This is a genomic window from Gluconacetobacter diazotrophicus PA1 5 (assembly GCF_000021325.1).
GTDB classification, from domain to species: Bacteria; Pseudomonadota; Alphaproteobacteria; order Acetobacterales; family Acetobacteraceae; genus Gluconacetobacter; species Gluconacetobacter diazotrophicus.
The window spans coordinates 57,027-78,585 of sequence record NC_011365.1; the positions used below are offsets into that span (position 1 = coordinate 57,027).

Consider the following 21,559-nt stretch of genomic DNA (forward strand, 5'->3'; position numbering starts at 1 on the left):
CCTGTTCCAGGACCGCGACCCCGCCCAGTCATCAGGCCAGCCCTCCAGCCAGCAATCTTCCACCCCGCAGTCCCCCGCCCAGATGCAGGACATGTTCGACGATGTCGTGCAGTTGCCCGGCCATCATCCGGTTCGGGTGAACCGGTCGCGCGACGCGCTGCTGACGCCGTTCGGCAAGGCGACGCTGGATAACCGCTACCTGCTGGAAGGCGAGAGCTATCAGGACCTGTTCGGCCGTGTCTCGTCCTATTACGGCGCCGATCCGGGCCACGCGCAGCGGCTGTACGACTATATGTCGCGCCACTGGTTCATGCCGGCCACGCCGGTCCTGTCCAATGGCGGCACCACGCGCGGCCTGCCGATTTCCTGCTTCCTGAACGAGGCGAACGACAGCCTGCGCGGCATCGTCGACCTGTGGAACGAGAATGTGTGGCTGGCCAGCAAGGGCGGCGGCATCGGCTCGTACTGGGGCAACCTGCGCTCGATCGGCGAGAATGTGGGCCGCAACGGCAAGACGTCGGGTGTCATTCCGTTCATTCGCGTCATGGACAGCCTGACGCTGGCGATCAGCCAGGGGTCGCTGCGGCGCGGCTCGGCCGCCGTCTACCTGCCGGTCTGGCATCCCGAGATCGAGGAATTCATCGAACTGCGCCGTCCGACCGGCGGCGATCCGAACCGCAAGGCGCTGAACCTGCATCACGGCGTTCTGGTGTCCGACGCGTTCATGCGCGCGGTGGCCGAGGACGGGGAATGGGCTCTGCTGTCGCCCAAGGACGGCGCGCATATCCGCAAGATTTCGGCGCGGTCGCTGTGGATTCGCATCCTGACGGCGCGGATGGAGCAGGGCGAGCCCTACATCATCTATTCCGACCATGTGAACAACGCGCGGCCGGAACACCACAAGATGGCGGGGCTGGAGGTCAAGACCTCGAACCTGTGCGCGGAAATCACCCTGCCGACCGGCATGGACCATCACGGCAACGAACGAACCGCCGTCTGCTGCCTGTCGTCGCTGAACCTGGAAACCTGGGACGAGTGGAAGGACGATCCGCGCTTCATCGAAGACGTGATGCTGTTCCTGGACAACGTGCTGCAGGATTTCATCGACCGCGCCCCCGATGACATGGAGCGCGCGAAATACGCGGCGTCGCGCGAACGGTCGGTCGGGTTGGGGGTGATGGGGTTCCATTCCTTCCTGCAGGCGAACAACATTCCCTTCGAAAGCGTGATCGCCAAGGTCTGGAACAAGCGGATCTTCAAGCATATCCGCGAACAGGCGGACCTTGCCTCGCGCAAGCTGGCCGAACTGCGCGGTCCGTGCCCGGATGCGGCGGAATACGGCTTCATGGAACGGTTTTCCAACAAGCTGGCCATTGCGCCCACGGCGTCGATCTCGATCATCGCCGGCAATGCCAGCCCGGGGATCGAGCCGATCGCGGCCAACGTGTTCCTGCAGAAGACCCTTTCGGGATCGTTCACCGTGCGCAACCGGCACCTGCTGAAGCTGCTGATCGACAAGGGACAGAATACCGAAGAGGTCTGGTCGTCGATCACCCTGACCAAGGGCAGCGTGCAGCATCTGGATTTCCTGACCCAGCAGGAAAAGGACGTGTTCAAGACCGCCTTCGAACTCGACCAGCGCTGGGTGGTCGAGCATGCGGCCGACCGGGCGGGCTATATCTGCCAGGCCCAGTCGATCAACCTGTTCCTGCCGGCGGACGTGCATAAGCGCGACCTGCACCAGATCCATTATCTGGCGTGGAAGCGGGGGGTGAAGTCGCTGTACTATTGCCGTTCGCTGTCCATCCAGCGGGCGGACACGGTCAGCAACGTGCTGGGCAAGGTTGATGTCATGGCCGACGAACCTTCCGCTCCTGCTCCCGCTCCCGCCAGCCCGCCGGCATCTTCCAACAATTACGACGAATGCCTGGCCTGCCAGTGAGAGACGACATGACCGACATCACCAACGCGACCGGCACGGCACCGGAGAGCGCGCCCCAGCCGACAGGGGTCGAGGCGCGCCTCGACCTGCTGACGTCCAATCCGATCTACAAGCCGTTCCGCTACCCCTGGGCGTACGATGCGTGGCTGACGCAGCAGCGCGTGCACTGGCTGCCCGAGGAAGTGCCGCTGGCCGATGACGTCAAGGACTGGCACCGCACCCTGACCGAGAGCGAGCAGCATCTGGTCACGCAGATCTTCCGCTTCTTCACGCAGTCGGACGTGGAGGTGAACAACTGCTACATGAAGCACTACAGCCGGGTATTCAAACCGACCGAAGTGCTGATGATGCTGTCCGCCTTCTCGAACATCGAGACGATCCATATCGCCGCCTACAGTCATCTGCTCGACACCATCGGCATGCCCGAGATGGAATACTCGGCCTTCCTCAAATACAAGGAGATGAAGGACAAGTATGACTACATGCAGGGCTTCTCGGTGGACAGCAAGCCCGAGATCGCCCGCACGCTGGCGGCCTTCGGCGCGTTCACCGAGGGGCTGCAGCTCTTCGCGTCCTTCGCCATCCTGCTGAACTTCCCGCGCTTCAACAAGCTGAAGGGCATGGGGCAGATCGTGTCGTGGTCGGTGCGCGACGAAACGCTGCACTGCCTGTCCATGGCCCGGCTGTTCCGCGTGTTCATCCAGGAAAATCCCGAAATCTGGACCGACGCCCTGCGCGCGGACATCGTCCAGATCTGCCGCGACATCGTCGAGCACGAGGACGCCTTCATCGATCTGTGCTTCGAGATGGGGCCGGTCGAAGGGCTGGATGGCGACCTGGTCAAGACCTATATCCGCTTCATCGCGGACCGGCGGCTGAACCTGCTGGGGCTGGACGGGATCTATGACGTGCCCAGCAATCCGCTGCCGTGGGTGGACGACATGCTGAACGCCGTCGAGCACACCAATTTCTTCGAAAACCGCTCCACGGAATACAGCCGCGCCTCGACCACGGGGTCGTGGGAAGAGGCGTTCGAGGAAAGCGTTTTCCAGAACGGAAACGCGGGCTGACCGTCAGGCGATCGGCGCGCCGTCGCGCAGGACGGCTTCGGCCTGCGGGGTGAAGCTGCCGTCGTCGCGGTGCAGGGTCATGCCCGGCATCAGGACGGCCTCGCCGCGCGCGCCGACGCGTCCCTGGATCAGCATGATCCGGGCAGCCCGCCCGGCCTTGGGCCAGAAGGGGAAGAGCGAGATCGCCCCGATTCCGTGCGCGCGCATCGCGGCCACGGCCATATCCAGCAATCCCGCGGGCAGGGCGAGGGTCAGCGTGCCGCGATGGCGCACCTGGCGCCCCAGGGCGCGGATCCACAGCGCGATCATGTCGGGCGAGCCCACGCGCCGCGCCAGGTCCCGCCGGGCGTCGGGCGAGGCGCTGGCGGCGTTGTGATGCCAGGGGGGATTGGCGAAGGCATGGTCGAAGCCGCCGCCATCGGGCGGAAAGACCGGCGGGCCGGGCAGGTCGGGCAGGGCGGTGCGGACCACGGCCAGGCGATCGAATCCGTTATCGGCGAAATTGGCCTGCGCCAGGGCGGCGGTCCGCTCGTCACGTTCCAGCCCCACGCCGGAGATGGCGGGAACGCGGTGGGCCAGGCACATCAGGCCCGCGCCGGCGCCGCATCCGCCCTCCAGCACCCGCGCGCCGGGGCGGGCGGGGACGTAGGCTGCCATCAGGACGGGTTCCAGGCCGGTGCGGTAGCCGTGGCGGAATTGCCGGTAGCGGAGACGGCCGTTCAGCAGGGTTCCGTGGCTCAGCGCGTCCGGATTCGCGTCGTCGGGGGCGCAGGGCTGATCCGGCATCGCCTCATGCATCGTGTCCTTCGGCTTGACCGTCATTCCCGCGCCGCTCATATGTTCTGAAGACCAACCCTACGGAGCCGGGGAGCTTAACCTTTTGGGCGTTGCAGTCACTCTGCCGGAATCCGAGAGAACGGCAAGCGCGAAGAACGCGGAATCCAGCGATCCGGTGACGGAGAGCGCGGAAACGGCGCTGCGGGACCTCTCGGACTATCTTGGCGACGACATGGCGGCGTGCAACCGCGCGATCGTCGAACGGATGGACAGTCCGGTCGCCCTGATTCCGCAACTGGCCGCCCACCTGGTGGCGGCCGGGGGGAAGCGGCTGCGGCCCTTGCTGACCCTGGCGGCGGCGCGGCTGTGCGACTATCCGGCCGGACCGGAGCACCAGCGCCATGTCTCGCTGGCCGCGTGCGTGGAATTCATCCACACGGCCACGCTGCTGCATGACGACGTGGTGGATGAAAGCCTGCTTCGGCGCGGCCTGGCCAGCGCGAACGCCGTGTTCGGCAACAAGGCGTCGGTGCTGGTGGGCGATTTCCTGTTCGCCCGGTCGTTCCAGTTGATGACCGATGACGGGTCGCTGAAGGTGATGGCCATCCTGTCCTCGGCCTCGGCGACGATCGCCGAGGGCGAAGTCCTGCAGATGTCCACGCAGAACGATCTCTCGACCTCGGTCGAACAGTATCTGGAGGTCATCCACGGCAAGACGGCGGCCCTGTTCGCCGCGGCATGCCGCGTCGGCGCCGTCGTCGCCGAACGGCCGGAAGCCGAGGAACTGGCCCTGGAATCCTTCGGCACCAATCTGGGCATGGCGTTCCAGCTTGTGGACGACGCGCTGGATTATGCCGCCGACCAGGCAGTGCTGGGCAAGACGGTGGGCGACGATTTCCGCGAGGGCAAGATCACCCTGCCGGTCCTGGCCGCCTATGCCGCCGGAGACGAGGAGGAGCGCGTCTTCTGGCGCCGGGTCATCGAGCAGAGCGAGCAGGCGCCGGAAGACCTGGACCGTGCCCTGGCCCTGATCGCCAAGACCGATGCGATCGGGGTGACGCTGGACCGGGCCGCGCTCTACGCCCAGGCGGCCCGCGACGCGCTGGAAATCTTCCCCGACAGCCGCCTGCGCCGCCTGTTGCAGGATACGGCGGCCTACACGGTCAGTCGCGGCCGATAAAAGCGACCGGGTTTCCAAAGGGCTCGGCCCTTTGGTGGGTCAAGGGCAAAGCCCTTGCGCGACATTTTCGAACAAGACCGGCGCCCCATAGCCCAGCGGAGCAATGGCCGCCGCAAGACGCTCAGGCTCCGCCGGGGCCGCAGTAAAGAACGCGCGGGCAGGCCGCGCAGGGGCGGCGGTGCCCAGCGGCCCCAGTACCGTGGCGGCCTGGCGCGCGACGGCCTCGGCCGGGTCCAGCCAGATCGTCCCGGGCGGTGACGCCGCGCGCAGCCGGTCCATCAGGAACGTATAGTGGGTGCAACCGATGCCCACGACATCGATCGCCGCGCCGCCGGGCTGCCCGAACAGGGCGTCCAGTTCACGGTCGATGGCGTCGGTGGCGATGGCATGGCCGCGAAACGCGCATTCGGCCAGGTCGGCCAGGCCGCGCGCGCCGTGCGCCAGCAGGGTGCAGTCCGGGGCGTAGCGGCGCTGCAGATCGCCGAGATAGGGGCGCCGCACCGTGGCCCGCGTTGCCAGCAGGCCGATGGTCCGTGTCCGGCTTAACTCCGCGGCCCATTTGATGGGGGGTACGCATCCCACGAACGGCAGGGCATAGCGTTCGCGCAGGGCGGGCAGGGCGAGGGTGCTGGCGGTGTTGCAGGCGATGACGACCAGATCGGGGTCCAGGGCGTCGATCGCCTGGCCGATCAGGGCGACGATGCGGCGGATCAGGTCCGTATCCGGCTGCTCGCCGTAGGGATAGACCGCGTTATCGGCCAGGTAGTCGAGCGACACGCCAGGCAGCCGCGTGCGAAGGGCCCGGACGATCCCGAAACCGCCGATGCCGGAATCGAACGCCAGGATTCGCCGCGCCATGATGAAAAGTCAGCCCTGGTCGTGCATCAGCCCTGGGTCTGGTTCGCGCCCTTGAACGCCAGGGCTTCCTCCTGGCTGGAAACGCCGCCATGGCGGCCCGACCATTCGCAGGGGTCTTCCAAGAAGCGCCGGACCTCGGATGCCGCCTTTTCCGAGAAATAGGGCTGGCCCGCGCAGGCTTCCAGCACGTCCCACCAGGTGCACAGCGCGTGCAGCGAGATGTTCATGTCCGCCAGCGTGCGCAGCGAGCCCGGGAACACGCCGTAGAAGAAGACGACGAAGGTGTGGTCGACGATCGCCCCGGCGTCGCGCAGGGCGCGGGCGAAGCGGATCTTGGACGATCCGTCGGTCGTCAGGTCCTCGACCAGCAGGGTGCGCATGCCCTCGGGCACGTCGCCCTCGATCTGCGCGTTGCGACCGAACCCCTTGGGCTTCTTGCGGACATAAGCCATGGGGGCCATCATCCGGTCCGCGATCCAGGCGGCGAAGGGGATGCCCGCCGTTTCCCCGCCCACCACGGCGTCGATGCTTTCATAACCGATATGGCGGCCGATCTTTTCCACCCCCAGTTCCACGATCTTGGCGCGGGCGCGGGGGAAGAAGATGATGCGCCGGCAGTCGATATAGACCGGCGACTTCCAGCCCGACGTCAGGGTGTAGGGTTCCTCGGGCCGGAAATTGACCGCCTTGATTTCCAGCAGCAGCTTCGCCGTCGTCAGCGCGGCGTCGCGGTCCCAGGCCGTGGAGCCCGACGAGGCGCCCGTGCCATATCCTGTCGAATCGTTCATGCCGCGTATCTCTCCGGTCTGGTATCATTGCATTGAGGTGCATGAGCCTTAGCCGGATCGGGCGGGAAAATCCATCGTCCGCCAATTGGGACGCTGTATGGACCCCGCAGGCGTCCAGCCCGTGGTACGCATATCGGGCAGCCGGAATGTTCCCGACAGATCCGGGGGGTTTTTCTTGCCCGTTTCCTTGAGAATCGCTAGTATTATATAATTGCAAATCGTTCGCAACTAGGGGTGGGAATAGTGGCTCTCGAAACCGGCGGGATTGTACGAAACTGCGAGCGTGCGGTCGTAACCGCGTATCGGGAACTGCGTGAGGTCGGGACGAGCGATGTCTCGGCGTTCCACGCCTGCACCACCCTGTACCGCATCCATCACCCCGATGCCTCGCTCAACGAGGCACGGCGCCTGGTTTCGGAATGGATCGACCATCATGTCGTCCGCCGCGACAATGGACCGACGCCCGGTTGCGATTGCGACTGAGGGCACTGCCGACCCTGCGAACCTGACCCCATGAAAAAGCCGGCCACCCCTGCGGGATGGCCGGCTTTTTCATGCCCGGCGGGCGGCACGGGGCTGCCCGGGCGTGTCCGCCCGGGCCTGCCGGTCCGGTCAGCCGCGCTGCGCGAACGGCGTGAAGTCGCGCTGCGGGGCGCCGGTATAGAGCTGGCGCGGACGGCCGATGCGCTGGCCCGGTTCCTCGATCATTTCCTTCCATTGGCTGATCCAGCCCACCGTGCGCGCGACGGCGAACAGGACCGTGAACATGCTGGTGGGAATGCCCATCGCCTTCAGGATGATGCCCGAATAGAAATCGACGTTGGGATACAGGCTGCGCTTGACGAAATATTCGTCGTTGATCGCGATCTTTTCCAGTTCGACCGCCAGGTCCAGCAGCGGATCGTCCTTGATCCCCAGTTCGCCCAGCACTTCATGGCAGGTGGCCTGCATGATCTTCGCGCGCGGATCGAAATTCTTGTACACGCGATGGCCGAAGCCCATCAGGCGCACGCCGCTGTTCTTGTCCTTCACCTTGGCGATGAAGTCGGGGATGTTGTCCTTGTTGCCGATTTCGGCCAGCATTTTCAGCACGGCCTCGTTCGCGCCGCCATGGGCGGGTCCCCACAGCGCCGCGATGCCGGCGGCGATGCACGCGAACGGATTGGCGCCGGTCGAGCCCGCCAGGCGCACGGTCGAGGTCGAGGCATTCTGTTCGTGGTCGGCATGCAGGATCAGGATGCGATCCATCGCCCGCGCCAGCACCGGGTTGATGACGTAGGGCTCCGACGGATGCGCGAACATCATCGACAGAAAGTTTTCCGCGTAATTCAGGTCGTTACGCGGATACACGAACGGCTCGCCCTGCGTGTATTTGTACGCCCAGGCCGCGATCGTCGGCAGCTTGGCGATCAGGCGCATCGCCGACAGCGAGCGGCTGGCCTCGTTCGAGATGTCCGTGCCTTCGTGATAGAAGGCCGACAGCGCGCCGACGGTGCCGCACAGGATCGCCATCGGATGCGCGTCGCGGCGGAACCCGTTGAAGAAATTGCGGATCTGTTCATGCAGCAGCGTGTGCGACTTGATGGTCGAGACGAATGCCTCGTGCTGCGCGGTCGTCGGCAGTTCGCCGTTCAGCAGCAGGTACGCGACCTCGAGGAACGTGCCCTGCTCGGCAAGCTGCGCGATCGGGTAGCCACGATGCAGCAGGACGCCCTTGCCGCCGTCGATGAACGTGATCTTGCTTTCGCACGACGCCGTTTCGCCATAGCCCGGGTCGAAGGTGAAGACGCCCATGTCGGCGGCGATCCTGCGGACGTCCAGAACGTCCGGGCCCAGCGTCCCGGAAAGGACCGGCAGACTGGCGGTTTTGCCCTCTAGCGAGACGGTGGCCACTTTTCCTGGCTCGGTCATCAAACTCTCCTCTTGGTCGTTCGCCGCCCTGCGATGCGGCCGATCTCATCCCCAACCTGCGGGCCGCTGTCCTCTGCGTGACAGTTCATGGCGTGGCCCATCGGCATGGGCCGAGATAAGGACGAAACGGCAATTGTGGCAACTCCGCCCGGGCGGGGGGCGTCATGCCGTCAGGTGCATAGCACGCGCGCCAGGGCGACCCGCCTGCGGGCCAGTTCGTGCCACGGACCCTCCACCGTGAACCATGCGGCGGAGGCGGTGGGGAACCCCCGGTTCAGGATGGTTTTGTCCGGGTCGTCGATGGCGTCACCCGCCAGGTCCAGCACCAGGTGATACAGGTCGGGATTGTGACCTACGACGATGATATTGCTTGCGGTTTCCGGAATCTCGCGCAGGATTTCCAGGATGCTTCCCGCGCCGGCCTCATACAGGCCGGCCTCCTGCCGCACGTGGGGCGCATCCGTGGTCGAAAAGGGGCCCAGGGCGGCATAGGTTTCGCCCGAGCGCCGCGCCGGGCTGATCAGGACCAGGTCCGGAACGAACCCGATCTCGCGCAGTTGTGTTCCGCGTTCATGCGCCTTGCGGCGTCCGGAGGGAGTCAGCGGGCGCTCCAGGTCGCCGGAGGGGCCGGGATCGCCGTGCCGCGCGGGAAAGGCTTCGGCGTGGCGCATCAGCACCAGCGTCCGCCTGGCCGCCGCATTCCCGTCCGCTTTGGGCGGCCGTGGCATCAGGCGGTTCCGTTCGCGCCGGTTTTGCGGGCGATGGCCTCGTGATGGCGGATGACCTCCTTGATGATGAAGGCCAGGAACTTCTCGGCGAAATCGGGGTCCAGCCGCGCCGCCCCGGCCAGGTCGCGCAGGCGGCTGACCTGCTGCGCCTCACGCGCCGGGTCGGCGGGGGGCATGTCGTGACGGGCCTTCAGTTCGCCGACCGCCTGGGTGTGGCGAAACCGCTCGGCAAGCATGTAGATCAGGGCGGCGTCGATATTGTCGATGCTCTGGCGCAGCGCCTGCAGGGTCGCCTGCGCCTCCGGCGTCGCAAGGGTCCTGTCGATGGCCGTCATATCGTTCACGTCATGCTCCTGTCTGTCGGTCGCGACCGTTATACAGGGTTTCATGCGTCGTCGGGCAGGTCGATCCAGGCCAGATGGCCACCTTTTCCCGCCCCGGTGTCGGTGAAGACGGACGTGCCGCCGGCCCGGCCGACCCTGATCCAGGGCCGCCCGTCGGTCGAACGGCGGTCATGGCCGCAATAGACGGTATAGCCGGGCGGAATATGGTCGATCCAGTTCAGGCGCCGTTCCGGATAGCCGTCCTTCTGCATGCGCCCGGTGGTCTCGCCGAACAGCGCGCGGGACAGCAGCGGGGTCACCGTGCCCAGGCCCGGCGGCGGCGGTTCGTTCAGCATCCGCGAATGGAAGCCGCCATGCACGAAGATGCGCCGGCCCAGCACGATCCAGGGCGGGGCATGGGCGATGTCCTGCCAGGCCCGGGTGCGGACGTCCTCGTTCTCCGGTGCCTGGAACTGGCGCATGGTCTGGATCAGCGGGGCGTCCTGGCGCATCTTCCGCCCCGCCAGGGCGCGGGCCAGCTTGCGGTCGTGGTTGCCCAGGATGAACAGGCCGCGCCCGTCATCCAGCAGGCGCTGCATCAGGCGGAACGTGCCGGCGCTGTCCGGCCCGTGATCGACCAGGTCGCCCAACTGGATGACGAACCGGTCGGTGGCCACCGCGTGCTCGAACGCCCGCAGGTCCCCATGGACGTCCCCCACGACGCGAATCGGCCGCCCGTCGATCAGCCGTTCCACCGCGACCGGGTCATAAAACGCCGGGACGTCCGTGACGGAATCGAGGGCGGCATGGTCGTCCGCATGGCCGTCCGGGGGCAGGTACGGCCCGTCCGGCGCCCGCGCATCGGCGATGGGCGGTGTCCATGCTGGGCCGGATGGGTGGGGACGTTCCAATGGCATGTCCGTGGGTCATGGAATGAAGTTGTCAGCTTCTGGATATGGGGATGCGGTACGGACTTCGCCATGGGCACCGGCCCCTTGGCGCCGGGTTTCCTGAATTGCATGCCAGACAGTCATTTTTCGTCTTTCGGTTCCAGCCAGTCCGGATGCTTCCGCGCGATGTGGATCAGGATACGGTCCATGAAACGGCGCAGCAGGGGAACGTCCTCGGACAGCAGAAGAAGGCCCAGCGGCAGCATCCACAGGCCCAGAACCGGCAGAAAGAACAGGAAACCGCCCATGCACAGCAGCCCGCCGGCCACCAGGCGCACCGGCCGGCGGGAGGGGACGCGCAGCCACTCGATGGCCGCGCGCATGCGGGGCGGCAGCCGGTCCAGCAGCGCGCTCACATGCCGGTCGTGGTCGCGTCGGGTATCGGGAACGAGGGGACCGGCCATGGTGTAACACTCTTTTGTTGTGACGGGTCGACCGGGAAAGAGAAGAGATGGCGTATCGGGATCGGCCTGTGGCGACCGGCCGGTATGAACGAACCCGCGACACAAGATAATGAGAAGACACGAGGAAAGGTTCCATGATCGATCATAACCGAATCCGGAATGCGGCCTTCCGGGCAAAAGTCACGACTGCCGAGGAAGCTGCCTACTACATCCGTCCCGGTTCCATGGTCGGCATGAGCGGCTTTACCGGTTCGGGCTATCCGAAAGCCGTGCCGCAGGCACTGGCCGCGATCATGGAAGCCGAGAAGGCGAAGGGAAATTCGTTCCGCATCCGCCTGTTCACGGGCGCGTCCACCGGTCCGGAACTGGATGGCGCGCTGGCCAAGGCGGACGGCATCGCGTTCCGCATGCCCTATAATTCCGACGCCACGCTGCGCGGCCGGATCAACAAGGGCGAAACCGAATATCTGGACATGCATCTGAGCCACGTGGCGCCGATGGTGTGGCAGGGCTTCTTCGGCGAGATGGACACCGCGGTCATCGAGGCCGTGGCGATCCGCGAGGACGGCACGATCGTCCCGTCCTCGTCCGTCGGCAACAACAAGACGTGGCTGGAATCGGCACGCCAGGTCATCATCGAGGTCAATAGCTGGCAGGACGCGGCGCTGGAGGGGATGCACGACATCTGGTACGGCGCGGCCCTGCCGCCCGAGCGCCAGCCCATTCCCCTGCTGCGCCCGGATGACAGGATCGGCCAGGCGACCCTGCGCGTCGATCCGTCCAAGGTCGTGGCGGTGGTCGAAACCCATGCGCCGGACCGCAACGCCCCGTTCACGCCGCCCGATGCCTCGGCCAAGGCCATTGCCGGCCACCTGATGGAATTCTTCCGCCACGAGGTCGCGCGCGGCCGCCTGCCGCAATCGCTGCTGCCGCTGCAGTCCGGCGTGGGCAATGTAGCCAACGCGGTCATGAGCGGCCTGGAAGAGGGTCCGTTCGAGGACCTGACCGCCTTCACCGAAGTGATCCAGGACGGCATGCTGGGCATGCTGGAATCCGGCAAGATGCGCGTCGCGTCGGCCACGGCGTTCTCGCTGAGCCCCGAGGCCGCGGAATCGCTGAATGCCCGGATGGCCGAATTCCGGTCCAAGATCATCCTGCGGCCGCAGGATATCAGCAACCATCCCGAACTGATCCGCCGCCTGGGCTGCATCGCGATGAACGGGCTGATCGAATCCGACATCTACGGCAACGTCAATTCGACCCAGATCATGGGCTCGCGCATCCAGAACGGCATCGGCGGTTCGGGCGATTTCGCGCGCAACGCCTATATCTCGGTCTTCATGACGCCTTCGACGGCCAAGGGCGGCAAGATCTCGGCCATCGTGCCGATGGCGTCGCACGTCGATCACATCACGCAGGATTCGCAGGTGCTGGTGACGGAACAGGGCCTGGCCGACCTGCGCGGCCTGTCGCCCAAGCAGCGCGCCGAAGTGATCATCAAGAACTGCGCGCATCCGGATTACCGTCCGGGGCTGCAGGATTACTTCAAGCGGGCGAAGGAAGGGTCCTACGGCCTGCAATCGCCGCATCTGCTGACCGAATCGCTGTCCTGGCATCAGCGCTTCATCGAAACCGGCTCGATGCTGCCGACCTGATCGTCTCGGATCGTCACGGAAGGCCGGGCATCGTCCCGGCCTTCTTTTTTCAGACTGTTTCAGCGCGGGACTGACCCGCCATCGTCGCGGCGTGGTCCAGATCGACCGACAGGACGCGGCTGACGCCGCGTTCCTGCATCGTCACCCCGTACAGCCGGTCCATGTGCGCCATCGTCAACTGATGGTGCGTCACCACCAGGAAGCGGGTGCCGGCCTCGGCCACCATGTCGGCCAGCAGCGCGCAGAACCGCCCGACATTGGCGTCGTCCAGCGGCGCGTCGACTTCGTCCAGCACGCAGATCGGCGCGGGGTTGCAGCGAAACACCGCGAAGATCAGCGACAGGGCGGTCAGCGCCTGCTCGCCGCCCGACAGCAGCGACAGCGTCGCCAGCTTCTTGCCCGGCGGCTGGGCGTAGATCTCCAGCCCCGCCTGCAGCGGATCGTCGTTGCCCACCATGCCCAGATGCGCCCGCCCGCCATTGAACATGCGCGAAAACAGGGACTGGAAATGCTGGTCCACCTCGGTGAACACCGCCAGAAGGCGCTCGCGGCCCTCGCGGTTCAGTGCCCCGATCGAGCCGCGCAGGCGCGCGATGGCGGATTCGAGTTCGTCCTTTTCGTTGCGGATGGTGGCGATGCGGGTCTCGGCCTCGTCGGCCTCCAGCTCGGCCCGCAGATTGACCGGCCCCATTTCCTCGCGCTCGCGGACCAGGCGGGCGATCTTGCGGCGCAGGCTGCTCTCCGCCGCCTCGGTCAGGTCGGGGGGGACGATGCCAGGCGGTTCCGGCGTTTCGGTCAGCAACTGGGTCAGGATGGCTTCGGCCTGCTCGTGCCGTCCTTCGGCCCGCAACAGGGCTTCGCGCGCCGCGGCCAGCGCGCCCTCGGCATCGCGGCGTCCGGTCTGGGCCCGGGCCAGGGCGTCCTCGGCCTCCGCCAGGGTGCGGGCCGCGTCGGCGTGGTCGGATTCGGCCCGGTGCAGCGCGTCGTGTGTGGTCGCCCGCGTGCGCGTCACCTCGTCCGGCAGGGCGGCGAGTCGCGCATGGTCGGCCCGGGCGGCTTCCAGCCGGGCGATGCTGCCGTCCCGTTCGGCGGCGGCGGCCGCCTGTCGCGCGGTCCAGTCGGCCAGCGCGGCGACCAGGCCGTCCAGCCGCGCCCGGGCCGCCTGCTGTTCGCCGGCCAGCGCCGTGCCCTGCTGGCGTGCGGCGTCCTCGGCCTGCCTTGCGGCGGCCATTGCCTCGCGCATCTGCTGCACGTGGGTGGCGATGGCCTCCAGGTCGGGCAGGGACTCGCGCTCCGCCGTCACGCGGGCCAGATGGGCGGCGGCCTCGTCCCGCTCCTGGCCCAGCGATTCCAGGCGCGGCGCCTGGGCGTCCAGCGCGCTGCGGGTTTCGATCTGTGCGGTCTGCCGGGCGGCATGCGCGGCCTGGGCCTGTTCCAGCGCGGATTCGGCCTGCTGCCGGGCCTGCCGCGCGGCGTCGTGCGCCTGTGCCGCATCGCGGGCGCGGGCCTCGGCGGCGGCCAGGGCGGATTCGGCGTCCTGGACGGGCGGAAGGGCGGACAGGGCCGTTTCCGCATCCCCCAGCGCGGCTTCGGCCTGTTCGGCTTCGCGGGTGATGCGCTGCAATTCGGGGACGATGGTCGCCAGCCGTGCCTCGGCCTCGCCATGGCGGGCGGCGGTCGCGTCGTCCTCGCGCCGCGCGGCTTCCTGCGCGGCTTCGGCACGGCGCCGTGTCTCGCGCGCGACGGCTTCCGCCGCCTGGGCCGCCTGTTCGTGCCGGCGCGCGGCCTCATGCGCCTGGGCCAGTTGCGCCTCGTCGGGCAGGGCGGTGGCCTCGTCCCGCGCGGCGGCCAGGGCCGATTCGGCCTCGGCCAGGGCCTGCACCGCCTGATCGTGCTGCGGCTGGACGGTGTCGAGGCGCGCGCGCGCCGCGCTGTCCAGCCGGCCGATCTCGGCCTCGTCCGCGCGGGCCTGGCGCAGCACGGTTTCGATCCGGGTGCGGGCGGCGCGGGCCTGGGTCACGGATTCGGCGGCCTGGGCGCGTGCCTGCTCGGCCTCGGCCAGCGCGGCCTCCGCCACCGGCAGGTCGGCGCGCCGGATGTCGCGTGCGGCCTCGGTCTCGCGCAGCCGGTTGCGCTGTTGCAGCAGCAGGGCGGCACGGCTAGGCAGGCCGGCCGCCACGCGGTAGCCGTCCCAGCGCCACAGGGCGCCGGTCCGGTCTACCAGGCTTTGCCCGGGGCGCAGGCCGGCCTGCAACGCCGCGCCATCCACGCCGTCCGCCAGCAGGCCGATGGCCGTCAGCGCGCGGGTCAGGGCCGGGGGGGCCGTCACCAGCCCGGACAGCGCAACGGTGCCGTCACCCGGCAGGGCGGGGGCGGGCAGGTCGTCCAACCGGTGCCACAGGCGCGGGGCCTCGGGCTCGACCGACGCTTCCAGCCCTTCGGCCAGGGCCGAGGCCAGGGCCGCTTCCAGCCCGTCCGGCACCAGGATGTCGTCCACCACCGGGCGGCAGCCCGATTCGCCGTGGCCGGTCGCCAGCGCCTGGGTCAGCCCTTCGATCTCGGCGGTCAGGCGGGACAGGTCGGCTTTCACCTCCGCCAGATGGTGCGTGGCCGCATCGCGGGCGGCGAGGGCGGCGGCAAGGCCGGATTCGGCGCCCTCCAGCGCCAGGCCGGACGCCGCCAGGTCCCGTTCCGCCGATTCGCGCGCCGCGCGGGCGGCGTCCACCCGGTCGGGGGCGATGGCGGCGGCGCGGGCCCGGGCCAGATCGCCCTGCAGGGCCTGAAGCCGCGCCTGCGCGCGCTGTTGGGTGGATTCGGCGGTGCGCAGGGCGGTGCCGATGGCGGCGCGGCGGGTCACCCCTTCCTGCAGGCGGGCTCGGGCCTCGATCTGCGCGGCGGAGGCTGCCTGGCGGTCCAGTTCCGCCTGTTCCAGCGCGGCGCGGGCGGCGGCCAGCGCGGATTGCGCCTCGGCCAGTCCGGTCCGCAGCGCCTCGCGGCGTTCCGGCGCCACCAGATGGGCGTTGGTATCATCCTGTCGCCGTTGCAGGGCCTGCCGGGCGGCGCGAAGGGCGGTCGCGCGTTCGGTGGCCTGGGCCAGGGCGCGCTGTGCTTCCTCCTGCCGGCGGCGGGCCTCGGTGGCGTGGTTGCGGGCCAGGGTCACGGCCAGCGTGGCGTCGGACTGTTCCTGCGCGGCGTGATCCAGCGCCGCGCGGGTCCGGGCCAGATGTTCGGACGACGCGGCCAGCGCGGCGGCCTGGGCCTCCATGTCCGCCTGGCCGGGCAGGGCGGCACGCAACGCGTCCAGTTCGGCGGCCAGCCGGTCATGCTGGTCGCACAGCCGGGCGTGGCGGGCCTGGGCCTCGCGATGCGCGGCTTCCACCTGTTCCGCCCGGGCCCGCGCCGCCGTGGCGTCGGATGTGGCCTGTTCCAGCGCCCGTTCCTGCGCCTGAACCGATTCGCCGGCCGTGGCCAGGTCGGCCTGCGCCTGGGCGACGTCCTGCGGCAGCGCCGCCAGCCGCGTGTCCAGCGCGGCCTGCTCCGCCTGCAGGCGGGCCACGTTTTCGCCGGCGTCGGCATGGCGGGCTTCCGCCGCCTGATGGTCGGCCTCGGCCTGCTGCAAGCGGGCGGCGGCGTCCGATGCGGCTTCGGCCGCGCGCTGTTCCTCGCGCGCGATGCCTTCGGCGAGGATCTTCTGCCGTTCCAGGACCGTGCGGGTTTCGTCCGACCGGACGCGCAGGGCCGGCAGGTCGCGATTGGCCTCGAATTCCGTCACCACCGCGGTTTCGGCGGCTTCCTCGGCCTGCGTCATCGCGTGCCGGGCCTGGCGTGCCGCCTGGCCGGCGCGCTCCACCGCCAGCCGCGCCCGCGCATGCAGCAGGGCCAGCAGGGTGATCTCGGCTTCGCGCAGCGCGGCCGAGATCTCGCGATAGCGCCGGGCCTGCTGCGACTGGCCGCGCAGATTGTCCAGATGGCCTTCCAGCTGGACGCGCAGATCGTCGGCCCGCGCCAGGTTGGATTCGGTCGCGCGCAGCTTCAGCTCGGCCTCGTGCCGGCGGGCGTGCAGGCCGGTGATGCCGGCGGCTTCCTCGAGGATCGACCGCCGTTCCTCGGGCCGGGCGTTGACCAGGGCCGAGACCCGGCCCTGGCTGACCATGGCCGAGGACCGGGCGCCCGATGCCAGGTCCGCGAACAGCGTCTGCACGTCGCGGGCGCGGATCGGCTTGCTGTTGACGCGATAGTCGCTGCCGGCGCCGCGTTCGGCGCGGCGGCTGATCTGCAGTTCGTCCTGGTCGTGCAGCGGCGGCGGAGCGATGCCCGTCGTGCCTTCCAGCGTCAGGGTCACCTCGGCCAGGTTGCGCGCCGCCCGCGCGGCGGTGCCGGCGAAGATCAGGTCGTCCATCTCGCCCCCGCGCAGCGACCGGGCGGAGCTTTCGCCCATGGCCCAGCGCAGCGCCTCGACGACGTTCGACTTGCCGCACCCGTTCGGGCCGACGATCCCGGTCAGGCCGGGCAGGATATCGACCGCGACGGGGTCGGCGAAGCTCTTGAATCCCGCGATGCGCAGGCGGACGAAACGGGCGGTCATGGGGGCACGGACCGGATCAGGGACGTCGGAATCAGGCCAACGAGGCGACCTTCTGCGCGAAATCGTCGTAGGTCATTTCCTGGCCCACCTGCACCTTGTCGTTGAAGCGGAAGGTCGGCGTGCCCTCGATCTTGTACTGGGCCTGGGCGCGGTTTTCCTCGTCCATGATGGCCTGGCGCAGCGTGTCGTCGGCGATCGTCTTCTGGAACAGGTCGGCGGGCATGCCGGCCAGGGCCGCCATCTTCTGCAATTCGTCCTGCGGGTTCACGTCGCGGGCGAACGCCCAGCGATCCTGGCTGGACAGCAGCGACAGCACGAAGGGCTCGTACCGCTCGGGCGGCAGGGTGCGGGCGATCATCGCCGCCGCGAGGGCAAGCTGGTCCAGCGGGAAGTCGCGGAAGATGTAATAGACCTTGCCGGTCTCGATCAGCCTGGTGCGGATTTCCGGGAACACCTCGCCCGCGAACCGGGCGCAATGGGTGCAGGTCAGCGAAAACCATTCCTCGACATGCACCTTCGCGGCCGGGTTGCCGGCGGCGCGGACGCTCATGCGCGGATCGGTGTCGGCCGCCCGTGCGGCGCGCGGGGCCAGGCCCGGCGCCAGCAGGGCGGGGGCGGTCGCGATCAGGGTGCGGCGGGTAACGGGCATGGCTGAACGGTCTCCGGCATGCTGGATCGAACGGGTCGCGGGAATGGCGAAAAAGCCCGCAAAGCGCGCAGGCGTCAAGAGGATCGGGGCGCCGTGTCGCGCACCGGCCGCCCGGCCCACCATGCCGACAGGGCCGAGCCCGAGATATTGTGCCAGATCGAGAAGATCGCCCCCGGCAGGGCCGCCAGCGGGCCGAAATAAAGCCGCCCCAGCGTGGCCGCCAGGCCGGAATTCTGCATCCCGACCTCGATGGCCAGGGTGCGGCAGGCGCTTTCGTCCAGCCGCAGCAGGCGGCCGCCCCAATAGCCGCCCAGCAGGCCCATCCCGTTATGCAGCATCACGGCCAGCAGGACGATCGGCCCGGCGAAGGCCAGGGACGGACGGACCGACGCGACGATCGAGCCGATGATGGCCATGATCGCGATCATCGCCACCAGCGGCAGCGCGGGTTCGATGCGCCGCACGGCGCGATGGGCCAGCATGTTGACCGCCAGGCCCCCCACGACCGGCAGGGCCACCAGTTCGACGATGCTGCGCAACAGCGCCCATGTGTCGACCGCGACGTCGGCCGAGACGTAGAGCCGCGTCAGCAGCGGGGTGGCCACGATGCCCACCAGGGTCGACAGCGTGCTGATGCTGACCGACAGCGCCACGTCCCCCCGCGCCAGGTAGATCATCACGTTGGACGCCGTGCCGCTGGAGACGCTGCCGACCAGGATCATGCCCACCCGCAGCGCCGGCGGCAGGCCCAGCATGCGCGCGACCAGCCACGCCGCCAGCGGCATGATGGTGTAATGCAGCACGATCCCGGCCAGGACCGGGGCCGGTCGCCGGGCGATACGGCGGAAATCCGCCACGGTCAGCGTGACGCCCATGGTGAACATCACGAACGCCAGCAACGGCGTGATGGCGGGCGACAGCGCCAGGAACGGCCCCGGCCAGCGAATGGCCGAGGCCGAGACCAGGATCGCCCACAGGGGGAAGAGGCGGGTCAGGACCGACAAGGATAGGGGATCAGGCGGCTGGCGCGGGCGGCGGTGGCGGCGGGCGGACGCGAACCTTGCGGATATGCAGCGAATCCGCGTCCAGCACCCGGAAGACCAGGCCGCTGTCATGGGTCAGCACCTCGCCGCGCGTGGGCACATGCCCGGCCAGGTAGAAGACCAGGCCACCCACGGTCTCGATCTCGGCCTCGCGCTCGGCATCGGTCAGCAGCGGGCCCAGGCGGGATTCGAATTGCTCGACCGGCAGGCGGGCATCGACGTCGAACGTGCCGTCCGGCCGTTCCTGGATCAGGACCGCCGTCGGTTCGTCATGTTCGTCCGAGATGTCGCCGACGATGGTTTCCACCAGGTCCTCGATCGTCACCAGCCCGTCGATGCCGCCATATTCGTCGATGATCAGGGCCAGGTGCACGCGCCGCTGGCGCATCTGCAGCAGCAGGTCCAGCACCGGGATCTGCGGCGCCACCATCAGCGGCTGGCGCAGCAGCGATTCCACGTTGAATCCTTCGCTGGTGCCGACATAGGCGATCAGGTCCTTCACGTGGATCATGCCCACGATGTCGTCGAGCTGCTCGCGATAGACCGGCATGCGCGAATGGTTTTCCCGCCGCATCAGGGCCAGGGCCTCGTCCAGGCTCAGCGAGACCGGCATGGCCACGATGTCGGCGCGCGGCACCATCACGTCGTCGGCGGTGATCCCGCGCAGGCGCAGCACATTGGCGATCAGCGCGCGTTCCTGGCGGTCCAGTTCCGAATTGGGGTCGGCGCCGTCGCCCTCGGCGTCGTTGGCTTCCTGCACCAGCGCGGCGATGGAATGGCGCAATCCCTGTTCGACGCGCCTGCGTCCGAACAGCGACAGCAGTCCACGGCCGCGCGGGCGTGACGGGGGGACCTCATCGGGGGGGCGGGCCGTCTCCGCCTTGGGGGCATCGGTGCGATGCGGCGCGGCGTCCGACGTCGCGGAAACGGGCAGGGGGCGGTTCACTGCCCGTCCCCCATCAGCCCCGACGGTGCGCCGGGGCGGTATTTCCAGGGATTGGGCACCGACAGGCGGCCCAGGATCCGGGCTTCCTCCATTTCCATCCGCCGGGCCTCGCCGGCCTGGTGATGGTCGTGGCCGCGCAGGTGCAGGATGCCGTGCACCACCAGGTGCATCAGGTGGTGGCGGATGGGCCGGCCGGCCGCCTGGGCCTCGCGCCGCACGGTTTCCAGCGCGATCATGATGTCGCCCCCCGGCAGGCCGCCGGGATAGTCGAAGGTCAGGACGTTGGTCGGCTTGTTCCGGTCGCGATGCCGGGCGTTCAACCGGCGGATCGCGCGGTCATTGTCCAGCATGATCGTGACGGGCCCCGGTGCGTCACCGCCCCAGGCCGCGCGCGCGGTGCGCCGGACCAGGGCCGCAATGCCCGGCACGGCGCCATGCCAGCGCGCGTCGGTCACGACGACATCGCAGTCATCGCCGCCGTCCCCGGCCGGGACGTCCCACTCGTGGAGCGGAACAGGGGGAAGGCCGACGGCGCGTCCGGCCGTCGGCTCTATCGTAAGGACCCCGCCGGATTCGGCGGGATTCTGGCTACTTCGCGGTTCCATTGTTCTCCCGGCGCGCCCTGCTGCGGGACATGTCCCGTTCGGCCGCCGCCCGCTGATCATAGGCGTCCACGATGCGCGCGACCAGCGGGTGCCGCACGACATCGCGGGATTCGAAGCGCGTGATGCCGATTCCCGGCAGTCCTTCCAGCGTATCCACCGCGTCGCGCAGGCCCGAGGTCACGCCCGACGGCAGGTCCACCTGGCTGAGGTCGCCGGTCACGACCATGCGGGTGCCGCTGCCCATGCGGGTCAGGAACATTTTCATCTGCGCCGAGGTGGTGTTCTGGGCCTCGTCCAGGATGACGAAACTGTGGGCCAGCGTGCGGCCACGCATGAAGGCCAGGGGGGCGACCTCGATCTCGCCCGTGGCCATGCGGCGCACGACCTGGTCGCCGGGCAGCATGTCGTGCAGCGCGTCGTAGAGCGGGCGCAGGTACGGGTCGATCTTGTCCTTCATGTCGCCGGGCAGGAAGCCCAGGCGCTCGCCGGCCTCGACCGCCGGGCGCGACAGCACGATGCGGTCGACCTGGCCGGCCTGCAGCATCGCCACCGCCTGCGCCACCGCCAGATAGGTCTTGCCGGTGCCGGCGGGCCCGATGCCGAAGACCATCTCGGCCTGGGCCAGCATTTCCATATACGTCGCCTGGCCTGCCGAGCGGGGTGCTATGGCGCCGCGCCGGGTGCGGATGGCCGGCAGTTCGGGCAGCGACAGCCGGTGCGATTCCGACCTGTGCGGCTGGGGCAGGTGCGCGCTGTCATGGGGCATGGCGGACCGTCCTTCGGATGGCAGGCGGGGCAGGGTGTGGTGGGCGGCAGCCATGCGGATCGCGGCGTCGATTTCCGCGGTATCGAGGTCGGTGCCGCCTTCCAGCCTGCGATACAGGCTGTTCAGCGCCGCCTGGGCGATTTCCACCCGGTCCGGGGTGCCGCTGACGGCGACGCGATTGCCCCGGCAGGACAGGCGGATGCCGAATCCACGTTCGAGATGAAGCAGGTGACGGTCATGATCTCCGACAAGTCGCGCCAGCAGGGCGTTGTCGTCGAATTGCAGCGTGATCGTCCGCATGGCGTCCATGCCGCCATGCCGGGACGGATCGTGATGGTCCTGCGCCCGTGCGGGGCGCCGGCCGGTCAGGATTGCTGAT

19 protein-coding genes are annotated in these 21,559 nt (G+C 68.6%); 5 read left to right on the top strand and 14 right to left on the bottom strand.

Annotation, left to right across the window (positions count from 1 at the left end):
- Positions 1–82: 82 nt before the first annotated feature.
- Complete coding sequence (locus GDIA_RS00265; RefSeq protein ID WP_390614176.1) at positions 83–1,942, top strand: ribonucleoside-diphosphate reductase subunit alpha; 1,860 nt, start codon at positions 83–85, stop codon at positions 1,940–1,942.
- 8 nt (positions 1,943–1,950) lie between these two features.
- Entirely contained in the window at positions 1,951–3,012 is a 1,062-nt protein-coding gene (locus GDIA_RS00270) for a ribonucleotide-diphosphate reductase subunit beta (protein WP_012225376.1), read from the top strand.
- 3 nt (positions 3,013–3,015) lie between these two features.
- Here the strand turns inward: GDIA_RS00270 and GDIA_RS00275 are convergent, their stop codons facing one another.
- Positions 3,016–3,834: a tRNA1(Val) (adenine(37)-N6)-methyltransferase gene (locus GDIA_RS00275; RefSeq protein ID WP_012552941.1), complete on the bottom strand. Its 819-nt coding sequence runs from the start codon at positions 3,832–3,834 to the stop codon at positions 3,016–3,018.
- A 58-nt stretch (positions 3,835–3,892) separates the two neighbouring features.
- Between GDIA_RS00275 and GDIA_RS00280 the strand changes: the two genes are divergently transcribed.
- Positions 3,893–4,969, top strand: coding sequence for a polyprenyl synthetase family protein (locus GDIA_RS00280; RefSeq protein WP_012225378.1), 1,077 nt, complete (start codon positions 3,893–3,895; stop codon positions 4,967–4,969).
- A gap of 39 nt (positions 4,970–5,008) precedes the next feature.
- On the opposite strand, the gene GDIA_RS00285 is transcribed toward GDIA_RS00280, so the two are convergent.
- Together GDIA_RS00285 and GDIA_RS00290 are read right to left on the bottom strand one after the other, a co-directional pair.
- Positions 5,009–5,827, bottom strand: coding sequence for a glutamate racemase (locus GDIA_RS00285; protein WP_012552942.1), 819 nt, complete (start codon positions 5,825–5,827; stop codon positions 5,009–5,011).
- Between the two features lie 26 nt (positions 5,828–5,853).
- On the bottom strand, positions 5,854–6,615 hold the full coding sequence (locus GDIA_RS00290) for an orotate phosphoribosyltransferase (protein ID WP_012225380.1): 762 nt from the start codon (positions 6,613–6,615) through the stop codon (positions 5,854–5,856).
- 243 nt (positions 6,616–6,858) lie between these two features.
- Between GDIA_RS00290 and GDIA_RS00295 the strand changes: the two genes are divergently transcribed.
- A complete protein-coding gene (locus GDIA_RS00295) occupies positions 6,859–7,098 on the top strand; it encodes a hypothetical protein (RefSeq protein ID WP_012225381.1) in 240 nt (79 codons plus the stop codon).
- 129 nt (positions 7,099–7,227) lie between these two features.
- Here the strand turns inward: GDIA_RS00295 and gltA are convergent, their stop codons facing one another.
- The 5 genes from gltA to GDIA_RS00320 all read right to left on the bottom strand — a co-directional run bounded on the left by gltA (position 7,228) and on the right by GDIA_RS00320 (position 10,931).
- The gene (gene gltA, locus GDIA_RS00300; RefSeq protein ID WP_012552943.1) at positions 7,228–8,526 is read right to left on the bottom strand and encodes a citrate synthase; all 1,299 of its coding nucleotides are present in this window, start codon (positions 8,524–8,526) and stop codon (positions 7,228–7,230) included.
- A gap of 170 nt (positions 8,527–8,696) precedes the next feature.
- Positions 8,697–9,254, bottom strand: coding sequence for a SixA phosphatase family protein (locus GDIA_RS00305; RefSeq protein WP_012225383.1), 558 nt, complete (start codon positions 9,252–9,254; stop codon positions 8,697–8,699).
- Entirely contained in the window at positions 9,254–9,589 is a 336-nt protein-coding gene (locus GDIA_RS00310; protein WP_012225384.1) for a chorismate mutase, read from the bottom strand. Before GDIA_RS00310 ends, GDIA_RS00305 begins: the two co-directional genes overlap by 1 nt.
- Positions 9,590–9,639: 50 nt before the next feature.
- Complete coding sequence (locus GDIA_RS00315) at positions 9,640–10,494, bottom strand: metallophosphoesterase (RefSeq protein WP_012225385.1); 855 nt, start codon at positions 10,492–10,494, stop codon at positions 9,640–9,642.
- Between the two features lie 113 nt (positions 10,495–10,607).
- A complete protein-coding gene (locus GDIA_RS00320; protein WP_012552945.1) occupies positions 10,608–10,931 on the bottom strand; it encodes a hypothetical protein in 324 nt (107 codons plus the stop codon).
- A 134-nt stretch (positions 10,932–11,065) separates the two neighbouring features.
- Here GDIA_RS00320 and GDIA_RS00325 point away from each other — a divergent pair, with 134 nt between their 5' ends.
- Positions 11,066–12,586: a succinyl-CoA:acetate CoA-transferase ScpC gene (locus GDIA_RS00325; RefSeq protein ID WP_012225388.1), complete on the top strand. Its 1,521-nt coding sequence runs from the start codon at positions 11,066–11,068 to the stop codon at positions 12,584–12,586.
- A 49-nt stretch (positions 12,587–12,635) separates the two neighbouring features.
- Here GDIA_RS00325 and GDIA_RS00330 read toward each other — a convergent pair whose 3' ends face one another.
- From GDIA_RS00330 to GDIA_RS00355, 6 genes are all read right to left on the bottom strand, one after another.
- A complete protein-coding gene (locus GDIA_RS00330; protein WP_012552946.1) occupies positions 12,636–17,171 on the bottom strand; it encodes an AAA family ATPase in 4,536 nt (1,511 codons plus the stop codon).
- Between the two features lie 31 nt (positions 17,172–17,202).
- A complete protein-coding gene (locus GDIA_RS00335) occupies positions 17,203–17,820 on the bottom strand; it encodes a thioredoxin domain-containing protein (protein WP_012225390.1) in 618 nt (205 codons plus the stop codon).
- Positions 17,821–17,894: 74 nt separating this feature from the next.
- Positions 17,895–18,824, bottom strand: a complete 930-nt coding sequence (gene panS, locus GDIA_RS00340) for a ketopantoate/pantoate/pantothenate transporter PanS (protein WP_012225391.1) — start codon at positions 18,822–18,824, stop codon at positions 17,895–17,897.
- Positions 18,825–18,834: 10 nt separating this feature from the next.
- Positions 18,835–19,686, bottom strand: coding sequence for a hemolysin family protein (locus GDIA_RS00345; RefSeq protein ID WP_231854312.1), 852 nt, complete (start codon positions 19,684–19,686; stop codon positions 18,835–18,837).
- A 119-nt stretch (positions 19,687–19,805) separates the two neighbouring features.
- Positions 19,806–20,414, bottom strand: coding sequence for an rRNA maturation RNase YbeY (ybeY, locus tag GDIA_RS00350; protein ID WP_012552947.1), 609 nt, complete (start codon positions 20,412–20,414; stop codon positions 19,806–19,808).
- On the bottom strand, positions 20,398–21,489 hold the full coding sequence (locus GDIA_RS00355) for a PhoH family protein (RefSeq protein ID WP_012552948.1): 1,092 nt from the start codon (positions 21,487–21,489) through the stop codon (positions 20,398–20,400). The genes ybeY and GDIA_RS00355 overlap by 17 nt, the downstream gene beginning before the upstream one ends.
- Between the last annotated feature and the right edge of the window lie 70 nt (positions 21,490–21,559).